The organism is Rheinheimera marina, from assembly GCF_042654345.1.
Taxonomy (GTDB): Bacteria; Pseudomonadota; Gammaproteobacteria; order Enterobacterales; family Alteromonadaceae; genus Pararheinheimera; species Pararheinheimera marina.
In genome coordinates, this window is sequence record NZ_JBHSGB010000017.1 from 308,899 (window position 1) to 329,249 (window position 20,351).

The 20,351-nt window shown below is 49.5% G+C and carries 19 protein-coding genes; all 19 read right to left on the bottom strand.

The genetic code is table 11. The annotated features are described in order from the left end of the window. Positions 1-33 precede the first annotated feature (33 nt). The 19 genes from ACFO3I_RS17750 to ACFO3I_RS17840 all read right to left on the bottom strand — a co-directional run bounded on the left by ACFO3I_RS17750 (position 34) and on the right by ACFO3I_RS17840 (position 20,335). On the bottom strand, positions 34-1,098 hold the full coding sequence (locus tag ACFO3I_RS17750) for a glycosyltransferase (protein WP_377336344.1): 1,065 nt from the start codon (positions 1,096-1,098) through the stop codon (positions 34-36). After that, positions 1,095-2,348, bottom strand: coding sequence for an O-antigen translocase (locus ACFO3I_RS17755; protein WP_377336346.1), 1,254 nt, complete (start codon positions 2,346-2,348; stop codon positions 1,095-1,097). The genes ACFO3I_RS17750 and ACFO3I_RS17755 overlap by 4 nt, the downstream gene beginning before the upstream one ends. A 7-nt stretch (positions 2,349-2,355) precedes the next feature. Continuing rightward, positions 2,356-3,459, bottom strand: a complete 1,104-nt coding sequence (locus tag ACFO3I_RS17760) for a DegT/DnrJ/EryC1/StrS family aminotransferase (RefSeq protein WP_377336348.1) — start codon at positions 3,457-3,459, stop codon at positions 2,356-2,358. Positions 3,460-3,461: 2 nt separating this feature from the next. Further along, positions 3,462-3,920 carry an acyltransferase gene (locus ACFO3I_RS17765; RefSeq protein WP_377336350.1) on the bottom strand — a complete coding sequence of 153 codons (459 nt, stop codon included), beginning with the start codon at positions 3,918-3,920 and terminating at the stop codon, positions 3,462-3,464. Further along, on the bottom strand, positions 3,898-4,332 hold the full coding sequence (locus ACFO3I_RS17770; RefSeq protein ID WP_377336352.1) for a sugar 3,4-ketoisomerase: 435 nt from the start codon (positions 4,330-4,332) through the stop codon (positions 3,898-3,900). Before ACFO3I_RS17770 ends, ACFO3I_RS17765 begins: the two co-directional genes overlap by 23 nt. Then, positions 4,329-5,201, bottom strand: coding sequence for a glucose-1-phosphate thymidylyltransferase RfbA (gene rfbA / locus ACFO3I_RS17775; protein WP_377336354.1), 873 nt, complete (start codon positions 5,199-5,201; stop codon positions 4,329-4,331). The genes ACFO3I_RS17770 and rfbA overlap by 4 nt, the downstream gene beginning before the upstream one ends. 12 nt (positions 5,202-5,213) lie before the next feature. Then, positions 5,214-6,530 carry a glycosyltransferase family 2 protein gene (locus tag ACFO3I_RS17780; protein WP_377336628.1) on the bottom strand — a complete coding sequence of 439 codons (1,317 nt, stop codon included), beginning with the start codon at positions 6,528-6,530 and terminating at the stop codon, positions 5,214-5,216. Next, positions 6,412-7,440 carry a dTDP-glucose 4,6-dehydratase gene (gene rfbB, locus ACFO3I_RS17785; protein WP_377336356.1) on the bottom strand — a complete coding sequence of 343 codons (1,029 nt, stop codon included), beginning with the start codon at positions 7,438-7,440 and terminating at the stop codon, positions 6,412-6,414. Before rfbB ends, ACFO3I_RS17780 begins: the two co-directional genes overlap by 119 nt. A gap of 23 nt (positions 7,441-7,463) precedes the next feature. Next, entirely contained in the window at positions 7,464-8,393 is a 930-nt protein-coding gene (locus tag ACFO3I_RS17790; RefSeq protein WP_377336358.1) for a Wzz/FepE/Etk N-terminal domain-containing protein, read from the bottom strand. Positions 8,394-8,406: 13 nt separating this feature from the next. Further along, positions 8,407-11,193 (bottom strand): SLBB domain-containing protein, encoded by a 2,787-nt coding sequence (locus tag ACFO3I_RS17795; RefSeq protein WP_377336360.1) that lies wholly within the window; start codon positions 11,191-11,193, stop codon positions 8,407-8,409. A gap of 189 nt (positions 11,194-11,382) precedes the next feature. After that, positions 11,383-12,507: a non-hydrolyzing UDP-N-acetylglucosamine 2-epimerase gene (wecB, locus tag ACFO3I_RS17800; RefSeq protein WP_377336362.1), complete on the bottom strand. Its 1,125-nt coding sequence runs from the start codon at positions 12,505-12,507 to the stop codon at positions 11,383-11,385. A gap of 159 nt (positions 12,508-12,666) precedes the next feature. Next, positions 12,667-13,146, bottom strand: coding sequence for a DUF2802 domain-containing protein (locus tag ACFO3I_RS17805; protein ID WP_377336364.1), 480 nt, complete (start codon positions 13,144-13,146; stop codon positions 12,667-12,669). Then, positions 13,146-13,637: a chemotaxis protein CheW gene (locus ACFO3I_RS17810; RefSeq protein WP_377336366.1), complete on the bottom strand. Its 492-nt coding sequence runs from the start codon at positions 13,635-13,637 to the stop codon at positions 13,146-13,148. The genes ACFO3I_RS17805 and ACFO3I_RS17810 overlap by 1 nt, the downstream gene beginning before the upstream one ends. A 41-nt stretch (positions 13,638-13,678) precedes the next feature. Further along, a complete protein-coding gene (locus ACFO3I_RS17815) occupies positions 13,679-14,416 on the bottom strand; it encodes a chemotaxis protein CheW (protein ID WP_377336368.1) in 738 nt (245 codons plus the stop codon). A 1-nt stretch (position 14,417) separates the two neighbouring features. Beyond that, a complete protein-coding gene (locus tag ACFO3I_RS17820) occupies positions 14,418-15,197 on the bottom strand; it encodes a ParA family protein (RefSeq protein WP_377336370.1) in 780 nt (259 codons plus the stop codon). 10 nt (positions 15,198-15,207) lie between these two features. Beyond that, positions 15,208-16,200 (bottom strand): OmpA family protein, encoded by a 993-nt coding sequence (locus ACFO3I_RS17825; RefSeq protein WP_377336372.1) that lies wholly within the window; start codon positions 16,198-16,200, stop codon positions 15,208-15,210. A 1-nt stretch (position 16,201) separates the two neighbouring features. Next, positions 16,202-16,945: a flagellar motor protein gene (locus ACFO3I_RS17830; RefSeq protein WP_377336374.1), complete on the bottom strand. Its 744-nt coding sequence runs from the start codon at positions 16,943-16,945 to the stop codon at positions 16,202-16,204. Then, positions 16,938-18,113, bottom strand: a complete 1,176-nt coding sequence (locus tag ACFO3I_RS17835) for a protein-glutamate methylesterase/protein-glutamine glutaminase (protein WP_377336376.1) — start codon at positions 18,111-18,113, stop codon at positions 16,938-16,940. The genes ACFO3I_RS17830 and ACFO3I_RS17835 overlap by 8 nt, the downstream gene beginning before the upstream one ends. Before the next feature lie 11 nt (positions 18,114-18,124). Continuing rightward, complete coding sequence (locus ACFO3I_RS17840; protein WP_377336378.1) at positions 18,125-20,335, bottom strand: chemotaxis protein CheA; 2,211 nt, start codon at positions 20,333-20,335, stop codon at positions 18,125-18,127. Positions 20,336-20,351 lie beyond the last annotated feature (16 nt).

The window sequence follows — 20,351 nt, forward strand, 5'->3', positions numbered from 1 at the left end:
GCCAGCACAAGCGGCGGCGGGCTCCGCAGATACCTAAGTGTTCCAACGGCGCAAATAAAGCTCTGCAACCTTGGAGTGTGAATGCACCTGCTCTACGAACTGACGACTTAAAAGACTCAATTCTTCGATATCATTCTTTTGGTGTAAAACTCGTTCAACTGCGCTAACGATCGAGGCTACCTCTGGGATGACATTGATTACGGGGGACTTATCAATACCCAATGCTTTCAAGGATTCAGGCTCAGCACCGCCAATCACTACTTTCCCCATAGCCAAAGCATACAGAGCATTCATTCCACAGGAGTAAGAATTTACCTGGTCTATAACTACATGTGTTTGACGCATTAGCGCGAGATAGTCCTTTAAAGGCATACCACCTTTAATCACCAACTCAAGTTGAGTAGGGTAACGTCTAGAGAGGATTTCAAACGCCTGTTCAACGTAGCGTGTTCCTTTAAAACCATAACGATTTAACCCGTGGAAGACGACAATTTTTTTTGTCGCCTTTAACGGCTCGAAATTAATCAAGCCACAATCTACTGGCAATGGTATACAGGGACCTGTATTGGAAAAATCACGATAAGCCAATTCGTACTCGTGCATAACCGGAATAATATGGTCCACCTGTTGAGCTAACTCTAGATTCCATGCTCGGTCTGTCGGATTATCATACGGGTGCTGCTCCCTTCGATAGTCATAGTGCAATGCTTCGGATATTGGGTTGTAGCGCATTTGGTGAATTCCTTGACTGACAAAAAAATTGTCGTCACCGCAGGCTGACAACGCGATTTTGCCATTCTGCTTCATAAGTTGTCGGATCAAGCGCTGGTTAAGCCCTATCCCTTGTGGGAAAATTACAGGATTCACTAATTGTACAAGGTCCTGCCCATGCAGATTACATACAGCCAAAAAACCGCGGATAACACGCTCAGCTTTACCGAAAACGCCACTGAAACGAGAATCTAACGAAACATCCACCGCCAGTTTCTTATACCCATCGCCTCCAGCGACCAACTGAACCTGATGGCCGAGTAGTTGCAGTCCAGATTTAAGATTATTATGAAATCCGCTGAACTCACCAAGTAAGGTAATCTTCATTCAGCTTTCCTCAGCACCCAATAACTGGCAGCACTAATGCCCAGCCAGTACACCAGATAACTGGCGGCATAGCTAAATACGACGCCCTGAATTCCCCAAACTGACATTGCCCAGCCCGACAGACCGTAGTAAAGCAAAGCAAAGGCAAACTCCGACAAGATATAGACCTTGGTCATCGCTTTACTAAGCATAAGGTAAGAGATCAACCACGCCATCATTTTGATCACGTCTCCAGTCAACTGCCATGCAAAAAGCCCTGTAGCTGCACTAAAGTCAGAAGAAAACAACATCTGGATGACTAAATCACGAAAAAAGTAGATACCGAGACACATCAGACTTAAACTGGGAATAATCCAAAGATAGCCTTGCTTGAGCTCCGCAAATAGTTCATTGTTATTCGTCAGCGAAGAAAAACGCGGCAAGTAATATAAACTGAGCACTGACGTAACGAAAAGCAGGTAAGTTGCCGAAAGTTTATTCATTGCTTCCCAATAGCCAGCGACCTCCCAGCCTAAATTAGCTCCAATCTGATCACGAATGAATAACTGAGCTACCGGCAGAAACGCAGCCGAACAAACGGCCATCAGTGCAAAACGGCTTAAATCTGTCGAGACCGCACGTCGGACCGGACCTACGAAGCTACGCCAACTAAACCAAGGTTCACGGGAGCACAGCAATAAAGTTATAAAAAATGTAAGGGACTGATGAACTGTAAGAGCCAACAAAGCACCAAACAACCCATAGAAATAAGTTAAACTGCCCGTCACAAGGAGTGACAACAGACTCCCGGTAATCGAGCTTTTCAGATACAAAGTAACTGCGTTTAGACCATTTATCACGGCCATCAACAAAGTGTTGAGACCATACAACGCCAGCGTCACCGAAAACAACCGGAATACAGCCCCGTACTGATTGTTCTGCAAAAAATGTACTGCTAATGTATCAGCGAAAAACCAGATCCCAACCCCGCATAAAGAACTGCAGGCAACGGTCCAGAACGTAGCGTTTTGCCAGACCTGAAATTGCTTTTCCGGCTCTTTTTGATACTCCGCAGTATATTTGGTGACTCCGTTCGCAAATGCTGTACCTGCCGCAGTGTAGAAAATCTGTGCGACATTCTGAAATTGTCCAAGGATGCCATAGCCTGCTGGACCAGCATAAATAGCGAGAATTTTATTCAGCGCCAACAATGACAGCATCCTTACTGCTACGGATACAGCATTTAATACACTTGTTCTAAATAAGGTCATTGGCTTTTTAGCGATTAAAACTATTTACAGCTTCGATAACTGCTTGAATATCAGAATCAGTCATTGTCGGATCTAAAGGCAGACTGAGCACTTGTTCATGAATGGCTTCGGTGACCGGCAATGACATTGAGTTCCACTCTGCGTAAGCCTGCTGCTTGTGCGGAGGGATTGGATAATGAATCAGTGTCTGAATGCCACGATCGGCCAAGTGCTGCTGTAAGGCGCTGCGTACTGTTGTTTTAACCACAAACAAATGCCAGACATGCTGCTCAGCGGATGGCAGCCAAGGCAGTTGCACCAAAGGATTCTGGATAGCTTCCAGATACCTTGCTGCTATTTTTTGCCTGACCGCTGTTTCCGCATCCAAATACTTCAGTTTGACACTCAGCATGGCCGCCTGAATTTCGTCCAGCCGGCTATTTTGCCCCTGATACAGGTTTTCGTACTTTTTGTGCGAACCATAATTCCGCAGAGCCTTGAGGCAACTTGCCAATTCAGCATCATCGGTGGTGATCGCACCTGCATCGCCCAAAGCCCCCAGGTTTTTGCCCGGATAAAAGCTAAAGCCAGCTGCATGGCCCCAGCTACCAGCCTTTTTACCAGCGACAATAGCGCCATGAGACTGTGCACAATCTTCCAGTACCAGCAGTTGGTATTTGTCTGCCAATACCATAATTTCTGGCATTGGAGACACCTGACCGTACAGATGCACCGGCAAAATTGCTTTGGTTCGTTCAGTTAAAGCCGCTTCAATAGTGGCTGCATTCAGGTTGAATGTATTGGGATCAGGCTCAACTAATACGGGCACCAAATCGTTCTCTGTAATGGCCAGTACAGATGCAATGTAGGTATTGGCCTGAACAATGACTTCGTCGCCCGCTTTTAATTTACCAAGCTCTTTCCAGGCTTTTAACACCAACACCAGGGCATCCAGGCCATTGGCCACACCAATGCAGAAGCCTGAGCCGTTCCAGTTTGCGTAGTCCTGTTCAAAACGGTTCAGATAATTACCCTGAATATACCAGCCAGAATCGATCACCTCGGCACAGGCCTGGACTAACTCTTCACGGTACTGGGCATTGATAGCTTTTAAATTGAGAAAATTGACCATGATTACTCTACATACTTAATAATTCGAGCAGGATTGCCCACCACCACCGCATTGTCTGGCACGTCTCTTGTTACGACAGCCCCGGCTCCAACCATGGCATTTCGCCCAATAGTCACGCCAGGTAAAATAGTGCAGTTCGCTCCTAACGAACACCCTTGCTTTAACACTGTGGTCAGAAACTGCTCCGGATACTGTTTCGAACGCGGCTTCTTGTCGTTGGCAAACGTGGCACAAGGGCCAATAAACACCCGATCTTCAACCCGCAGGCCGTCCCATAAATAGACGCCGGACTTAACGGTGACGTCATCACCAAGCACGACATCGCCTTCCACCAGCGTATGTGCACAAATATTACAGTTCTTGCCAATGACTGCGCCCTGAAGCACCACGCTGAATTGCCAGACCCGGGTGCCTTCTCCAATCTGCTGCGACTGCACATCACTTAGCGGGTGAATAAACATCGCTTTTCCTTAATTGTGTCGACAGTTGCACGAAGGTCGGGTAATCCCGAATGTAGTCGGCTTCATCATAAACATCGCTGGCTAATACCAGAAACACGCAGTCCTGACTGAAGTCTTTCATTTCGTGCCACATCATCGGCGGGATCAGCACGCCTTTGTCCTGACTGTCCATACGAAACTCTTCGCGTGTCACGCCATCATCAAACACCATCACGCAACTGCCAGTAACACAGACCGCCAGTTGCTGGATCTGGTGATGGGCATGAAAGCCACGTTCAAACTTTGGATTCAGACCTGTACAGTAATAGACGCGCTTAATCTCAAAAGGCACCGTTTTATGCTGTTCAAGCGCTACCAAGGCGCCACGTTCATCGGCGATCCGTTTAAAGTGAATGATTTGAAACAAACTCATTTTTCGTCCCGCAACAGATTAAACAGGTACTCACCGTAGCTATTTTTACTTAAGCCGGTTGCTAGTTGATGCAGCTCGGTTTTGCTTAACCAGCCATTCCGATAGGCGATTTCTTCCAGGCACGCAATTTTGTAGCCCTGACGTTTTTCAATGGTCTGAACATAACTGCCCGCTTCAATTAACGAATCGTAAGTTCCGGTGTCCAGCCAGGCAAAACCGCGGCCCAATAACTCCACATTCAGTTTGTTTTGTTGCAAATACACTTGATTCACTGAGGTGATCTCAAGCTCTCCGCGAGCCGATGGCTTTATGGACTTGGCAATGTCGACTACATCGTTGTCGTAAAAGTACAAGCCGGTGACTGCATAATTGGATTTCGGCTGCTCTGGTTTTTCTTCAATGGACAACACTTCATTCTGGCTGCCAAACTCGACCACACCAAATCGGTGAGGGTCCTGCACCCGGTAGCCAAACACTGTAGCCCCATTCTCTCTTGCCGCTACTTGCTTCAGCTTGGGGCTAAACCCTTGTCCATAGAAAATGTTGTCGCCCAGGATCAGGCATACGGGGTCATTGCCAATAAATGACTCCCCCAGAATAAAGGCCTGAGCCAGTCCATCGGGCCTTGGTTGGACCGCGTAAGTCAGCTGAATACCAAAAGAACTGCCATCGCCAAGCAAGCGTTGAAATGACGCCTGGTCTTCGGGAGTGGTAATCACCAAGATATCGCGAATGCCAGCCAGCATTAAGACGGAAAGCGGATAATAAATCATGGGCTTGTCGTAGACTGGGAGTAGTTGCTTAGACACTCCCCTAGTAATTGGGTAAAGTCGCGTCCCTGACCCACCAGCTAAAATAATACCTTTCATAACAGACCCTTGTTACCGCCCCAAACTGGCTAATGACGAATAAAAATACCAATGCGCAAATCGTCCACGAACCAATGCCTTCCAAGCATTCTGTTCATAGTGATTTGAAAAATCGTTCACGTTCAAGCTCTGCGCGCTGTTACGTGCATAAGCAAACACTGCACTTAGCGTTGACATAGGCATGTGTTGCAATCTGATTGTAAGATAACGCGTTAAATGCTGTACAACCATTTGGCTAAACACAATGTCTTTTGACAAACCAAGTCGTTGATACTCGGAAATCAATTTATCGACCAGCCATAATACAAAAACGCCAGCATTTGGACTTTTGTTAAGAGTGCTTGTAATCGACTTCTGATGCACTCGGTAACCGACAACAGCAGCTTCTGTCACCGCAATACGATCGGCCATCGGGAATAACAAAGTCTTAATAATACTGTCTTCAAATTGATAACCAGCAGGAAAGCGTACGTTTCGCCAAAGCTCTCGTCGATACAGTTTTCCCCAAGGAAAACCATCTTTTATCTGTGAATAGGCACCAACTGAATCCATTACATGGAAGAGCTCAGAACCCAGTGGGCTAAAACCAGGATAAGCTAGATCAGAAAAACTAAAGAAGTTTGCAGCAATGATATCGACATCTTCCTGCAACGCGCGTTGCATCATGAGATCTATTGCCCCGGGAACTAATAAATCATCTGAATCTAAAAACATAATCCAACGCCCTCGAGCCACTTCCAGACCTGTATTTCTAGCTCTGGCAATGCCGCCGTTTACCTTATGGATAACGACAACGCGAGAATCGTTGCTTAAATCCTGTAACAGAGAGCCGCTTTCATCTGACGAACCATCGTTGATGCAAATCAATTCAAACTGATGGTTTGTCTGTTGTTCCAGGACGGACATCACCGTTTGGTGCAAATAGGCAGCCGAGTTATAGACAGGCATAATCACCGAGAGTGCAAGTGAAGGAGGGTTTGAATAGGCGATTACCGCTTCTTCTCTGGGTATCGGACACTGTTTCTCAAGTAGTGCTTTTAGTTTTGTCTGGTCTAAATCAGGTATTTTGACCTGAGCAGCAACAGTCTGCGCCTTTAACCATAACCGTACAACCATTAAAGGTAAAACGATAACGGATGCCAAACAAGCAATAGCTTTGTTGCCCAAACGCGCTTCCAGCGATTTTTGTATTCCCGTGCGCAGTCCCATCTTAATTCCTTGCCAACCAAGAATCCCGATGCAATACAAACCACTCAACGGTTTTGCGTAGCCCTGACTCAAAACTTTCTTGCGGCGTCCAGCCAAGCTCCCGCTCAATTTTGCTTGCATCAATCGCATAGCGGAAATCATGGCCAGGTCGGTCGGTCACATAGGTAATAAGGTCGCTGTACTGTTTTAGCCCTGCTGGTTTTTCTGGCACCAGCTCTTCAAGCAATGCACAAATGCTGCGAACCACGTCGATGTTTTTCTTTTCGTTATGGCCACCAATGTTATAGGTCTGGCCGACGGCACCTTGTGTGACCACTGTATAAAGTGCCCGTGCATGGTCTTCAACATAGAGCCAATCCCTGATCTGCTCGCCTTTGCCATAAACAGGCAAAGGTTTACCGGCCAGTGCGTTAAGGATCATCAGCGGAATTAACTTTTCTGGAAAATGGTAAGGACCGTAATTATTTGAACAGTTAGTTACCAGCACGGGGAAGCCGTAGGTACGATGCCAGGCACGAACTAAATGGTCCGAACTGGCTTTACTTGCAGAATACGGGCTACTGGGTTCGTAGGGTGTCGTCTCCGTAAAGAGATCTTCGGTGCCGTGCAAATCACCATAAACTTCGTCGGTCGAAATATGGTGAAAGCGAAATGCCTGCTTTTTGTCAGCATCGAGCTGCTGCCAATAGGCCCGGCAACATTCCAACAAGGTATAGGTACCGACAATATTGGTTTGAATAAAGGCTGCAGGGCCGTCGATAGAGCGGTCAACATGGCTTTCTGCAGCCAAATGCATGACAACATCCGGCTGAAATTCAGTCAGTGCTTTGGTCACCGCTTGCGCATCGCAAATATCAGCCTGGACAAACTGATACCGGTCTGAACTGGCTATGCTGTTCAGCGATTGCAGATTGCCCGCATAAGTCAGTTTATCCAGATTGAGCACTGTGTCTTGTGTTTGGTCAACAATATAACGGCATAACGCAGAGCCGATAAAACCAGCTCCACCTGTCACTAAAATTTTCTTCAACGTTGAATGTCCTATACCGAAACTCAGCTCTTGCGCATGACAAGACGAAATACGGAAAACAATATAATGATCACTATGCTGCCAAGAGCAGCAAAAATCACAATGAAAGCACGTTTAGGCCCACTTTTTAATTGTGGATAAGGGGCAGGGTCTACCACCTGAAACATATATTCTTCCCGCACATTGGCCAGCATCAGCGTTTTGGTCTGCTCTTCAATCAGGTCATACATCACGCTACGTACTTCCTGTAAGGAAGTCTTTTCCAACTGCTCATTCAGATAACTAATGGCTCGTTCAGCTTCTGACAACTCCCGGTGGCGCATTTCCGCATTTAACTCAGTCACTATTGCTTTTACCCATTGCTGAGCAAGCTCCGGCGAAACGAATTCAATACCAACCCGGACCATAGAGGTCGCTTTGTCCTGATCGACCTGCAGAATGTCTTTAAAACGCACAAAGGCTTCTTCCATCGAAGGCTCAGCGGTCAATGGCGCAGCAACCTGGCGGACCCATTTTTTTGCTGAACTGTCATACAATTCCTGGTTGATCAACAGGGTATTGCTGTCCCGATCCCAACCTTCAGCGGCCATCAAAGGCACAAGCATGTTGTATTTTTCAGACAGTTTTTCAAAAAAAACACGTGAATTGAGGATTTGCAAAGCAAGCGCAGTTTTGTTTTCTTTACTGCCAAGGTTCAGGCCTGCCATCGAAGCCAAGCCACCTAACTGGCCACCCAATGAAGCCGCCAGCCCTGCACCACCTTGCTGTTGAACCGGATAAAGCACTGTCTCAGATTTGTATTGATTGGGCAGTTGCAGAGAATAGAAAACGGCCAGCGCTGAGAACACAAAACCCAACCCAACAAACCAGAATTTCAGACGCCATAAATCGGCCAGTAATTCTGGCAGGCTGATTTCATCAGCCGCCTGCACAGAAGTAGTTACTTGATTCATCTCAAAAACCCCGTCAGAAACTGTTCACTGCAGCCAATGCAACAGCACTCTGATAGAAGATCTGAGTGATTTGCGTCCAAAGCGACATGGTGTCTTTGTATTCAGTGTCCAGCGGTACCACAATGGTGTCGCCCGCTTTCAATTCAGTCTTTTGCACGGCAAACCAACCAGACTGATCAGGAATAAATACTGAACCGTCCGCTCGAATCACATAAACCCGCTCTTCGTCTGCGCGTTTGCGGAAACCACCGGCTAACGACAGGTAATCCTCAATGGATTTGCCTGCTTTGAATCTGTGACTCGACGCATGTTGCACTTCACCAACCACGGCAATGGAGCTGCTTCTGGACGGCACATAAAGCTCATCACCATCTTCGGCAACCATGTCAAACTCGCTGTCTGCTTTCAGCAAACCGTCCAAGTCAATCACCATCCGGCCTACAGGTTTCACTTTTTCGATTTCGTTAATCATCATCAGGGCGTCCTGCGGTGCAACCCCTGTCCCCTCTGGAGTCAAGGAACGGGCAGCGATATCAGTACGCAACTGCTGCGCCAGTTTTTGTACCTGTTCACTTTCGCGTTCTCGGGTTTGCTTACGGGTAAAGACCGCACCTTCGGCAAAGGCATCAGGTTTCAGTCCGCCCGCCCTCGCCAGTACACTGGACAATTTTTCACCTTGCTGAATGGTGTACACCCCAGGGAACCGCACGAAGCCAGTTAACATCACCTGACGTTCAATATTCCAGTTCGGAATAGTAAACACAGTCAGACGATCCCGTGGATTTAGCATTTGACCTTGCCCAGTCTGCAGCTCGTGCACCAAATTCACGTTCTGGTGTTTGACCTGCAAATCACCGGTTGAATCATCGGTGTACGCCTGTGTTAATTCAGCGCGTTCCAGATAAGCACTTTCTTTTAACCCGCCAGCCGCAGTGACTAAATCACGGACTGTTGAATGCTCAGCCAAGGGGTATTCACCGGCCACTTTGACTTCGCCAAGCACGGAGACGACCCGCGAACCATTGCTGTAACTGTTGCGGGCCTTTAGCTTCTGCAGCACCGGATACAACAGCTCAGTACGATTTAAATGAGGCGTCTTTTTCAGTAAATCAGGGTCCGTCAACACACCAGCAAAGAAGGTGCTGACTTCAGCCAATAACCATTGGCGTTTTTTACTTAGTGACTCTTCGGCTTGCTGAAAGTTATTCTGACGCTGTTTATTCTGTTCAGTCAGCAATAAAAACCCCTGTTCTGTCAGCGTCTCGTTCTCTAAAGAATCTTTATCCTGTTCCTCAGTTCTGGAGGCATAGGGCTGGGTCGCACCTTCAGCACGGGCTGAGTTGGCGAAGGCAGGTTCATCTTCAATAATGTTTGCTTCTTTCGCTCGTGTTTTGAAATACGAATTCAGTTCAGCGCGCTGATAACTGTTATTTTCGTAGTGAAACACCAGAATGGTATCACGAGCTTGCAGCACTGGGTCTTGCACCGACCCACGCTGATTGACCGCTTCACCAAGATTGAACTGAATGACTTTCAAATCGCCCAAAGGGCTGACTTCACGGACAATCAGCGCATAATCCAAATCAGCAGTCAGATGCAAATCTGACCAGAATGAGCCAATCAAGTCAGTGACCCGCAGGCCATCACGCCAGGCATATTGACCAGGACGCGCCACAGCGCCAGCCACAGTCACCACATTTTCAAAACGCGGTGAGGTAGAACCCAAACGAAGTACATCACCTGAGCGCACAGGTTCCAGTTTTGTGCTTTCTTTGGTCAGGTCCAGATTCTGCAGAGTACGCAGGTTGTCGCTATTAATGCGTTCAAGTACAGCACTTTGGGTATAAGCACCTGCTTTGGCTCCGCCTGCCATCGCCAATAACTGAGCAATAGTTTCGCCTGTCTTGACTTCGTACAATGCAGGTCGCTGCACTTCCCCTGCCACTTCAGCAGTGGACTGTACAGGAGCTACAAAAACCACGTCACCGTGTTGTAAAAGCACATCTGAGGATGCGTCGCCTTTTAACAGTAAGTTGTACAGGTCAAACTCTGTGACGGTTGAGGAGCCACGTTTAACCACAATTTTCCGCAAGGAACCAATATCGGAAACCCCACCTGCTGCGGTTAAGGCCTGCGTAATACTGGATAATGCTGGAATATTGTAGCTGCCAGGTTTGCTTGCCTCGCCGGCCACAAACACGGTAATAGTGCGCAGTTCGCCCATGCTGACGGCAACATCAACACCAATCAGCTGGCTCTTAATTCGTTCGCTAATTAACTGTCTTGCCTTAGGAAAGGTCAGTCCGGCGACCACAACCTGGCCCAACTCAGGAAGACTAATGGTGCCATCACGTTCCACCTGAACTTGTTCTGTAAAGTTCTGCTTTCCAAACACTTGGACTAGCAGTTCATCACCGGCCCCCAGCAGGTAAGAATCCGGCACTGGCACATTGGCGTTATTCACTTGCTCCAGATAGGCTTTCGGTTTAAACAAACTTAAGCCAAAACGCTCAACTTTGTTTTTATCGCCTTTTTGCAGCCCCTCAACGTCAGCCTGCATATTCAAGTAGTTGGCATTCAGATTGCTATCGTCCTGCACTGCAGAGCCTGACGTGTTTTGCCTCTGTCCAGTCAAATCCGACGCGTTCATACCCATTTGGCGCATCAGACGCTGCTGCTCTGATTTAGATAAGTTCTTAAACTGCGCCATCATGGCGGGAGAAGGCGTGACAGCAGCTTGTGAGGTAAAACACAGCACCAACACACTACTGACCGCGAATTTCAGCAACTTTTTTAACACTACCTGCTCCATTAATACTTGGCTTCACTGCGGGGTTTCTATCCTGCCCCGTCTGTCATTTGACCGAAAAAGAAGACTGCGAAGTTTACCCTGTTCATCAAGTCAGGGCGAGTAAAAACTTGTGAACAACGGCCGCAATCTTAACCAAAACAGCCTGACATGTAGGCTGTTTCAGTACCGATTCCACCATCAAATCTGTTGTTTGATGGTGGCGACAATTCGGGCACAGGCCTTGCCATCGCCATAGGGATTGTGGGCAAAACTCATCTGCTCGTAATAGGCTTTGTCAGTCATCAGTTTGCTGACTTCTGCCACAATCACAGCAGTATCCGTGCCGACCAACTTCACTGTACCTGCAGCAACAGCCTCAGGGCGTTCGGTGGTATCACGCATCACCAGCACAGGCTTGCCCAAGGACGGCGCCTCTTCCTGAATACCACCTGAGTCGGTCAGCACCAGATAACTGCGGCTCATCAGATAGACAAATGGCAGGTAGTCTTGCGGTTCAATCAGATGTACATTGGATGTGCCGCTCAACAGGCGAAACACCGGCTCACGTACATTTGGATTTAAATGCACCGGGTACACCACATCTGCGTCCGGAAATTGTTCAGCAATTTGCTTCAGACCAGCACAAATGTTTTCAAACCCTGAACCGAAACTCTCGCGCCTGTGACCTGTCACCAGAATTAAGCGGCGGCCATTCAGACCAAATGGGAACAGCTGTTCGTAACGGGCGACCAGTGCGCTGTCTGCGTCAATCTTAGCCACCACCTGGTGTAAGGCATCAATCACCGTATTGCCAGTCACCACAATGCCAGCAGGGTTAGTGTGCTCATTCAGAAGATTCTGTCGCGAGGTTTCTGTTGGCGCAAAATGCAACTTAGTCAGCGCGCCGGTCAGCTTACGGTTCGCCTCTTCCGGCCAGGGACTGTAGATATTGCCTGTCCGCAAACCGGCTTCCACATGCCCGACGGCTATTTTTTCGTAGTAGCAGGCCAAAGCTGCAGCGAAGGTGGTACTGGTATCGCCATGCACTAACACTATGTCTGGTTTAAACTCGCGTAACACCGGTTTGATGTTTAACAGAATACTGGTAGTAACGTCATACAAATCCTGGCCAGCTTTCATAATGGCCAAATCATAATCCGGCTGAATATCAAACAGCTTTAACACCTGATCCAGCATTTCTCTATGTTGTCCGGTCACACAGACTTTGCTGTCAATACCTTCGCTTTGTTTCAACAGATTGACAAGAGGCGCCATTTTGATGGCTTCAGGGCGGGTGCCAAACACACTCAATACTTTAATCATGAAAGGGTCCATTCAGTTGATGCAGTTCAGGTGGATCTGCTGCTGATGGTAGCAGAAACTCTGATTGCACCGCAGCATAAAAAGCACAGGCTGAATTGAAACTGAAGCACCTTTGCTTAAATTGTCAGCACAAAGGAAAGCAGGATTAGAAAGAATGACTTATTGGGATTGTTTATGTAAGTTAAACAGCAGTTCCGCTTCTGCCAAGGGCAATTCGCACTCGCGCATAATTTCGTCCAGGCTGGCCCCCAGCTGAACCATTTTCATCGCACGGCTGTATATCTTGGATTCGGGGTCAAACAACTGAAAGGACTGTTGTTGCTCGGCCACCTGCTCCAGTTGCTGACGGCTTTCCCGCAACATGCTTTCCAGAGACAATACGCGCTGACCAACGCCAATGACGGTGGTACGCAGCTCTTCAATTTCCGCCTGGTTTTGTTGCTGCTGCTTTTGCAGTTGTGTTTGCAGTTGCTCCAGCAATTGCTGCTGTTGCCAGCTGGCAGCCGCATTTTCATTAATAATGGCCAGCAACTTGCGGTTTTGCCGCGCAGCTGCAAAAGCCAGTACTACGGCAAATAACAGAATGACGGCAACTGCCGCCAATCCGTACCAGGTTGATAAGGGAAAAGAGTCCAGCATCAGATCGAACTAATCTCTTCCCATTCGTCGTCAGACAACAGTTTGTTCAGGTCAACCAGAATTAACAACTCGCCTTCGCGGTTAGACACACCCTGAATAAACTTGGCACTTTCATCTGTACCTACATTTGGAGCTGTATCAATTTCGGATTGCTTCAGGTACACCACTTCTGCCACGCTGTCGACCAGAATGCCAATCACCTGGCGCTCAGCTTCAATAATGACGATACGGGTGTTGTCGGAGATTTCTGCGCCAACCAGGCCAAAACGGGCACGGGTATCAATGACTGTTACCACGTTACCACGCAGATTAATAATACCCAGCACGTAATCAGGCGAACCCGGCACTGGCGCAATGTCGGTGTACCGTAATACTTCCTGCACCTGCATCACATTAATGCCATAGGTTTCTTCCTGCAGTTTAAAAGTCACCCACTGCAATACAATGTCAGAGACGTCTTTGGCTTTTGCGGTCGCCGTTAAATTACTCATGCAGAGCTCCTACCCAAGATTCATTCAAAACTGTTGTCAGACTACTGACTGTTTAAGCCTTTTGCCAGCAATTCGATCATCGCATCGACGTCCAGCAAAGCACACATATGTTGTTTTATCAGACCGGCCAACCAGGGCCTTTTTCCTTCGTTCTCACGCCATTTCACATCATCTTGTTCCAGCGCGATTGTGTTCACCAAGGTATCACAGGCTAAACCCCAATGGCTATTCCCAAGCATAATAACGTATTGATAGTTTAGCTGTTCCTGCAATTGGTTGTCGTATTTTTCCGGCATCACCCATTGTGCCGTATCCACTACATTAATTTTCTGTTCGCGATACAGCATCACCCCTTGCAACCAGGCTGGTTGACCAGGCAGTGACTTCAGCGGAGCAATTTTGTGAATGCCTCCCAGCTCTTTTAACGGCAGCGCAATCTTTAATCCGGCGACAGAGAAAAACAGCGCCTGAAAACGCCCATTACGGTACGCTTTCGCTGTCGCTACCTTGACTGGAGGAACAGGGGCTGCTGGCACAAGTGCCGGCTTACTGACGGGCGGTGTAACCACTTTAACGACCGCAGCAACAGGAGCAGCAGGTGCTGGTGCAGCCACAGGCGGCGCCTTGGCAATCACGGGGGCCGACACAGGCGCCAACAGTTCATTCAGTTGCTGCTTTTTCTCCTCCTGCAGTACCGGAGCTGCAGGAACGTCATCTTCTGTCAGCAAGGCTTTCAGATAGTGTTTCATTACCTTAGAACTGGCTTGCAAATCGCTCATCTCAGTCCTCCGGGGTCAACTGAAGTAAATAAGTCAGCAAGGTATTGTAGGCGAACACACCTCGTGATTTGGGCGCGAACACCGGCGGTGGCGTTTGCGCCACGCTGGCGTCGCGAAATTTGGTGTCAATCGGGATCACGGCCGACCAGACCCGCTCACCATACTGAGCTTTTAATGCTTTGTAGGCTTCAAGCGCCGCTTTGGTGCGCTTGTCGTACATAGTCGGCACTATGGTAAAAGCGTAATCCTGCGGCGTTGAGCTGTGCATCAGTTGCATGGTAGCCATCATCCGGTCCAGACCTTTAAGCGCCAGAAATTCACATTGCACCGGGATCAGAATGCGGTCACATGCCGCCATTGCATTGACCATCAGCACCCCAATTACGGGCGGACAGTCGATCAACACATAATCGTATTCATCTTCAATCTTTTGCAGCGCTTTCTTTAACACCAAGCCCATGCCGCCCTGCTGACCATGGGAGCGGTCCAAGGTGGCCAGGGCCATGGAGGTCGGCAGAATATCAAGGTTCTTCACACTGCTTGGGCAAAGTGATTGCAGGATTTCTTCTTTGCTGATGTCTTTACCGCGCAGGAAAATGTCATAAACACTGACTTCAAGCTCTTCCGCATCAATGCCAAAGTAGTAGGTCAACGAGCCGTGCGGGTCGGTGTCCACCAGCAGCACACGGTAGCCACGCTCAGCCAATAAGGCACCTAAAGTCACTGTTGAGGTGGTTTTACCTACTCCACCTTTTTGATTCGCTATAGTCCAGACTACCACTTTAATCTTCCTACTTTGTTGGAGGCTCTTCGGCCTCGCCCGGCTCCGGTGGCCGGGTGCTGATTCGAATTCCGCCGTGCGGCAACCGGATCACGCGGATCCGCACGTCTTCAGGCTCTTGTACTGCCGCGCCGGACCCGACTGTCGCGTCCTGAGGAACAGATGTAGCTTCAGGCTCGTTCTGCATAGGCGCCTGATAAGCAAACCGCGAGACGGCAATCACGACTTTGCGATTCTCGGCCCGTCCTTTCGCATCGCTGTTGTCGGCAAAAGGAGAATATTGGCCGTAACCTTCTGCCGCCAAACGTCCTGGATTGATGCCAAAATCCTGCAACAGCCGTAAAATCGCAGTAGCCCTTGCCACGGATAATTCCCAGTTCGATGGAAACAGCTCGTTGTGAATAGGCTCAGAGTCTGTATACCCACGCACCCGCAGATAATTCTGGTGACGCTGCAGCAGCTCCGTCAAGGCCTGCATCACAGTTCTCGCCGAGTTGTTGGGCGTGGCGCTGCCGCTGCTGAACAGCATGGAGCTACTCAGTTCGATGGTCAGCCAATCGTCATTGCGCTGTATTTTGGCCAGGCCACTTTCAGTTAACTCTTTCAGGCTCTGGCGCATCTCGGTTTCAAGCTCAACCAGTGGACTACCCCGGCGGCTCTCGTCCAGCGGCTGTAATTCTGAACTTTGCGCCAACAGGCTTGGCCCCGTTGCGTTCGGTTCCAGTCCAGTCGCATTCAGCTCGATCGGCTGCACCTCAGGTGTGGCCTCAACAGGCGCATCGCCTGTTGGCTGCAGGCTGCTCCCACCTTGCTGCGCTGCGGCGAACAGCCCTGCCAAGGTCTGGCTGATGGCTTCAATTTGCTCTTTCTTTAAGCTGGATAAGGAAAACAGCACCACGAACAGCGCGAACAACAGGGTCATATAGTCAGCATAGGAAATCAACCAGCGTTCTGCGCCCGTTTTATCATTATGTTGCACTGCACTTTGACGCGGCCTGTACATATCAGTCAGCCTTATAAGCCAGCAGCTTTTGCTCCACTGTACGTGGGTTCTCCCCACGGGCTATAGAGCATAACCCTTCAATCAACATGGCCTGGTACAACAGTTGTTCTTCCAGAATAGCGCGTATTTTATTAGCAACAGGGATAAACAACAGATTGGCAAAACCTACCCCATAAATAGTGGCGACAAAAGCAGTCGAAATACCCTGACCTAACGCCGTTGGGTCAGAGATGTCTGCCAGCGCCAGAATCAGCCCCAACACGGCACCGACGATGCCAATGGTCGGGCTGTAGCCACCCATGGCGTCATAAACCCGGCTGGCACGCTGCAAGCGGTCGTTGTCCAGGTGCAGTTCTGTATCGAGAATATCGCGCAACAAATCCGCTTCGGTGCCATCGACCAGCAAATTCAACCCGCGTTTTAATAGCGGCTGCTCTTCATCGAAAGCCACCTGCTCCAGCGCCAAAAAACCATGCAAACGCGCGGCATGGCCCCATTCAGAGATTCGGTAAATACTGTCGGTAAAATCCATCTTTGGCGGCCGGACCACCCACAGCAACAGCTGCATGCCCTGCTTAAATTGCGCCCAGGGACTTTGCAGCATCACAGCGCCTAAAGTACCACCCATCACAATAAAAAAAGCGGGAGCATGCCACAGTTGCAGCACCTCACCGCCTTCCAGACTAAAGCCGCCTAAAATTGCAACCGACGCCAGCACAATGCCGACAAAACTGAGTTTATCCATGACCTGTTTCGGTCAGAATGCGTCCGGCTACATCAGGCAAAGCCACTTCCACATCGGTTAAACCCGCAGCAGTCACTGCTTGCGGCATGCCATACACCACACAACTGGCTTCGTCCTGAGCCCAAACTCTCGAGCCCAGCTGCTTCAACAATCGACAACCTTCCCTGCCATCTGATCCCATACCCGTCAGAACAATAGCCAGCACCTTGTCAGTGAATACTTTGGCGGCACTGCCAAAGGTAATATCGACACTGGGTTTAAAGGTGATACGGGGCGAATCATCTTCGCGAATACGCAGCTTCGCCTGGCTTTCGCTACCATCCACCAGCATCTGCTTACCACCAGGTGCCAGATAGGCCACACCAGGTTTTAGCACATCATTATCTTGAGCCTCACGCACTTCGATTTTCGACAATGCATTTAATCGGTTGGCAAAAGCTCCGGTGAAGGCGGCAGGCATATGCTGCACCAAAACTATGGGTAACGGGAAATTAGCCGGCAACGCGGTGATAATTTGTTGCAGTGCAACAGGGCCACCGGTGGAGGTACCTATCGCAACCAATTTATAACTTTTGCCGCTGGCACTGAAACTACCGCGGCTTTCCGCTTTATCCTGTGCTTTTTGCGCCAGTTCAGCACGTTCAGCTAAAGCCCTGGCAGCAAAGGACTGCGCCAGGCTGGCACGGCTATTATCAGCTGCTGGGGTCGGGCGCGCAGAAAATGACGGGGTAGCCGCTGGCGGCGGGCTACTGGACGGCCTGCTGATTGCGCGCCGCCGGGCCACCGCTTTCACACGCTGGCGCAGTAATTCAATGGCTTCAGCTTTATCGCGGGCAATGTCCTCAAATTTCTTCGGCAGAAAGTCGATAGCACCGGCTTCCAGAGCATCCAGCGTTGCTTTTGCCCCTTCATGTGTCAGGGACGAAAACATCAGGATCGGTGTGCGCTGGGTTTTGAGGATTTCGCGCACCGCCTGAATGCCATCCATCACAGGCATTTCAATATCCATGGTGATGACATCAGGCCGCAATGCAACCGCCTTTTCCACAGCTTCCTTGCCATTATTGGCAGTGGCAATAACCTCCAGCTCCGGGTCCTGACCGATAATTTCGCTCAGGCGCCGACGGAAAAAGCTGGAGTCGTCAACAATCAAAACCCGAATGGCCATACAGGACCCTCTTAGGCTGAGAACTTATCAAAACGGTCAAACTTGATTTTCGAACGCTTCGCATAATGTTTCAGCAGATTCGGTACATCCAGAATCAGTGCAATACCACCGTCGGAGGTAATAGTGGCACCCGCCATACCCGGAGTCCCTTGCAGTAGGTTATCCAGCGGCTTGATCACCACTTCTTCCTGACCAATCAACGAATCCACCACAAAACCCACTTGTTGGGTGCCCAGTTGCAGTATCACGACATGCCCCTGCTCACGACGCAGTTTCTTGTTGGAGTTTTTCACCAGCCAGTGCTCGAGGTAGAACAGCGGAATGGCTTTGTTCCGTACCACAATAGTCAACTGGCCATCGACGTTGTTGGTTTTGGACAGGTCCAGATGGAAAATTTCGCTGACGGTCGCCAGCGGCAACGCAAAGGTCTGCTGACCAACAATCACCATCAGGGTTGGCAAGATTGCCAAAGTCAATGGCACCTTAATTTCCAGCAGAGTGCCTTGACCCAGTTTCGAGTGAATAGTGACAGTACCGTTCAGTTGGGTGATCTTGGTTTTCACCACGTCCATACCCACACCACGACCGGAAATATCTGAAATCTGCTCTTTGGTGGAGAAGCCTGGGGCAAAGATCAGGTTAAAGGCTTCCTGGTCTGACATACGGGTGGCTGCATCCGGGTCTAACACGCCACGTTTGATCGCGATAGACTTCAGTTTCTCCGGATCCATACCGGCACCATCATCCTGAATGGTCAACAGGATATGGTCACCTGCCTGAGCAGCGGCCAGTTTGACCTGGCCGGTTCTCGGCTTGCCTGACTTCACCCGGACATCCGGCATTTCTATCCCGTGGTCCACTGAGTTACGTACCAAGTGAACCAGAGGATCGGCCAAAGCCTCCACCAGGTTTTTATCTAAATCTGTTTCTTCGCCTTCCAGCTCTAAATTAATTTCTTTTTGCAAAGAGCGGGCTAAATCGCGAACAACCCGAGGGAAACGGCCAAAGACTTTCTTAATTGGCTGCATGCGGGTTTTCATTACCGCACCTTGCAGGTCAGCGGTCACCACATCCAGGTTGGAGATGGCTTTACTCATGTCTTCGTTTTGTGAAGAGGCCGACAGGCTAACCAGACGGTTACGCACCAGTACCAGCTCACCCACCATATTCATGATCTGGTCCAGTCGCTTGGTGTCCACCCGCACAGTGGTTTCTGCCTGAGCTGCTTCTTTACGTTCAGCATCACCTTCTTTGGCCGCAGCCAGTACAGGTTTTGCCGCGGCAGGCTCTGCTTTGCCCGGCTCAGGTTTCGCTGGTTCCGCTTTGGCAGGCGTTTTAACTGGTGCTGCTTTTACCGGTTCAGCTTTGGCTGCTGGCGCGTTTCCTTTGCCATGCAACTGATCCAGCAAACTCTCAAACTCGTCATCCGAGATGTCATCGCCACCGCTAGCCGCTGGAGCTTTAGCTTCAGGCGCTTTTGCCGCTGGAGCTTCGTCTGCCGCTTCTCCCGGAACAAAGGAGCCTTTACCATGCAGCTGATCGAGAATAGCCTCGAACTCATCGTCGGTAATGTCCTCGCTGGCAAGCTCAGTGGTCGCAGGCGGTGGCAATTTGGCATCACGGCCTGGCGCACCATCACTGCCATGCAGCTCATTCAGCAACGACTCGAATTCATCGTCGCTGATTTCATCAATGGAACCACCGGCTGAACTCGCAGCCGGGCTACCATCGGCGAAGCCAACAACTGCATCGAATTCTTCCATACTGATTTCAGGTTCGGGTTCAGGTGCTGCCACAGCGACTGGCTCGGCATGATGACCTTCATCTTCCCCTTCGGGCAGACTCAATCGGTGCAATGCATCAATAATGGCCGGATCTGCAGGAACTAAAGGCTCGCGGTTTTGCACGTTGACGAACATTGCATTGACGGCATCCAGTGCCTGCAAAATAACGTCCATCAGCTCAGCCGTCACCCGGCGTTTGCCTGTACGCAAAATATCGAAGACGTTTTCGGCGCCATGACAGGCGTCAACCAATTCAGTCAGCGAAAGGAAACCAGCCCCACCTTTAACGGTGTGGAAACCACGGAAAATTGCATTGAGTAAGTTGGCGTCATCCGGGTTGTTTTCCAGCTCAACCAGTTGCTCTTGCAACTGTTCGAGGATCTCGCCGGCTTCGACTAGGAAATCCTGTAAAATATCCTCATCTAAATCAAAGCCCATGCCACAGCACCTCTTC

Bases quoted from the DNA above. Each gene is read 5' to 3' on its own strand.
- ACFO3I_RS17810 (WP_377336366.1), bottom strand. From the start codon at position 13,637: ATGAGTAATTTAACGGCGACCGCAAAAGCCAAAGACGTCTCTGACATT.
- ACFO3I_RS17750 (WP_377336344.1), bottom strand. From the start codon at position 1,098: ATGAAGATTACCTTACTTGGTGAGTTCAGCGGATTTCATAATAATCTT.
- ACFO3I_RS17790 (WP_377336358.1), bottom strand. From the start codon at position 8,393: ATGAATCAAGTAACTACTTCTGTGCAGGCGGCTGATGAAATCAGCCTG.
- ACFO3I_RS17760 (WP_377336348.1), bottom strand. From the start codon at position 3,459: ATGGTCAATTTTCTCAATTTAAAAGCTATCAATGCCCAGTACCGTGAA.
- ACFO3I_RS17835 (WP_377336376.1), bottom strand. From the start codon at position 18,113: ATGGCCATTCGGGTTTTGATTGTTGACGACTCCAGCTTTTTCCGTCGG.
- rfbA (WP_377336354.1), bottom strand. From the start codon at position 5,201: ATGAAAGGTATTATTTTAGCTGGTGGGTCAGGGACGCGACTTTACCCA.
- ACFO3I_RS17825 (WP_377336372.1), bottom strand. From the start codon at position 16,200: ATGTACAGGCCGCGTCAAAGTGCAGTGCAACATAATGATAAAACGGGC.
- ACFO3I_RS17780 (WP_377336628.1), bottom strand. From the start codon at position 6,530: ATGCAAGCAAAATTGAGCGGGAGCTTGGCTGGACGCCGCAAGAAAGTT.
- ACFO3I_RS17770 (WP_377336352.1), bottom strand. From the start codon at position 4,332: ATGAGTTTGTTTCAAATCATTCACTTTAAACGGATCGCCGATGAACGT.
- ACFO3I_RS17830 (WP_377336374.1), bottom strand. From the start codon at position 16,945: ATGGATAAACTCAGTTTTGTCGGCATTGTGCTGGCGTCGGTTGCAATT.
- ACFO3I_RS17755 (WP_377336346.1), bottom strand. From the start codon at position 2,348: ATGACCTTATTTAGAACAAGTGTATTAAATGCTGTATCCGTAGCAGTA.
- ACFO3I_RS17805 (WP_377336364.1), bottom strand. From the start codon at position 13,146: ATGCTGGACTCTTTTCCCTTATCAACCTGGTACGGATTGGCGGCAGTT.
- ACFO3I_RS17840 (WP_377336378.1), bottom strand. From the start codon at position 20,335: ATGGGCTTTGATTTAGATGAGGATATTTTACAGGATTTCCTAGTCGAA.
- wecB (WP_377336362.1), bottom strand. From the start codon at position 12,507: ATGATTAAAGTATTGAGTGTGTTTGGCACCCGCCCTGAAGCCATCAAA.
- ACFO3I_RS17765 (WP_377336350.1), bottom strand. From the start codon at position 3,920: ATGTTTATTCACCCGCTAAGTGATGTGCAGTCGCAGCAGATTGGAGAA.
- ACFO3I_RS17815 (WP_377336368.1), bottom strand. From the start codon at position 14,416: ATGAGCGATTTGCAAGCCAGTTCTAAGGTAATGAAACACTATCTGAAA.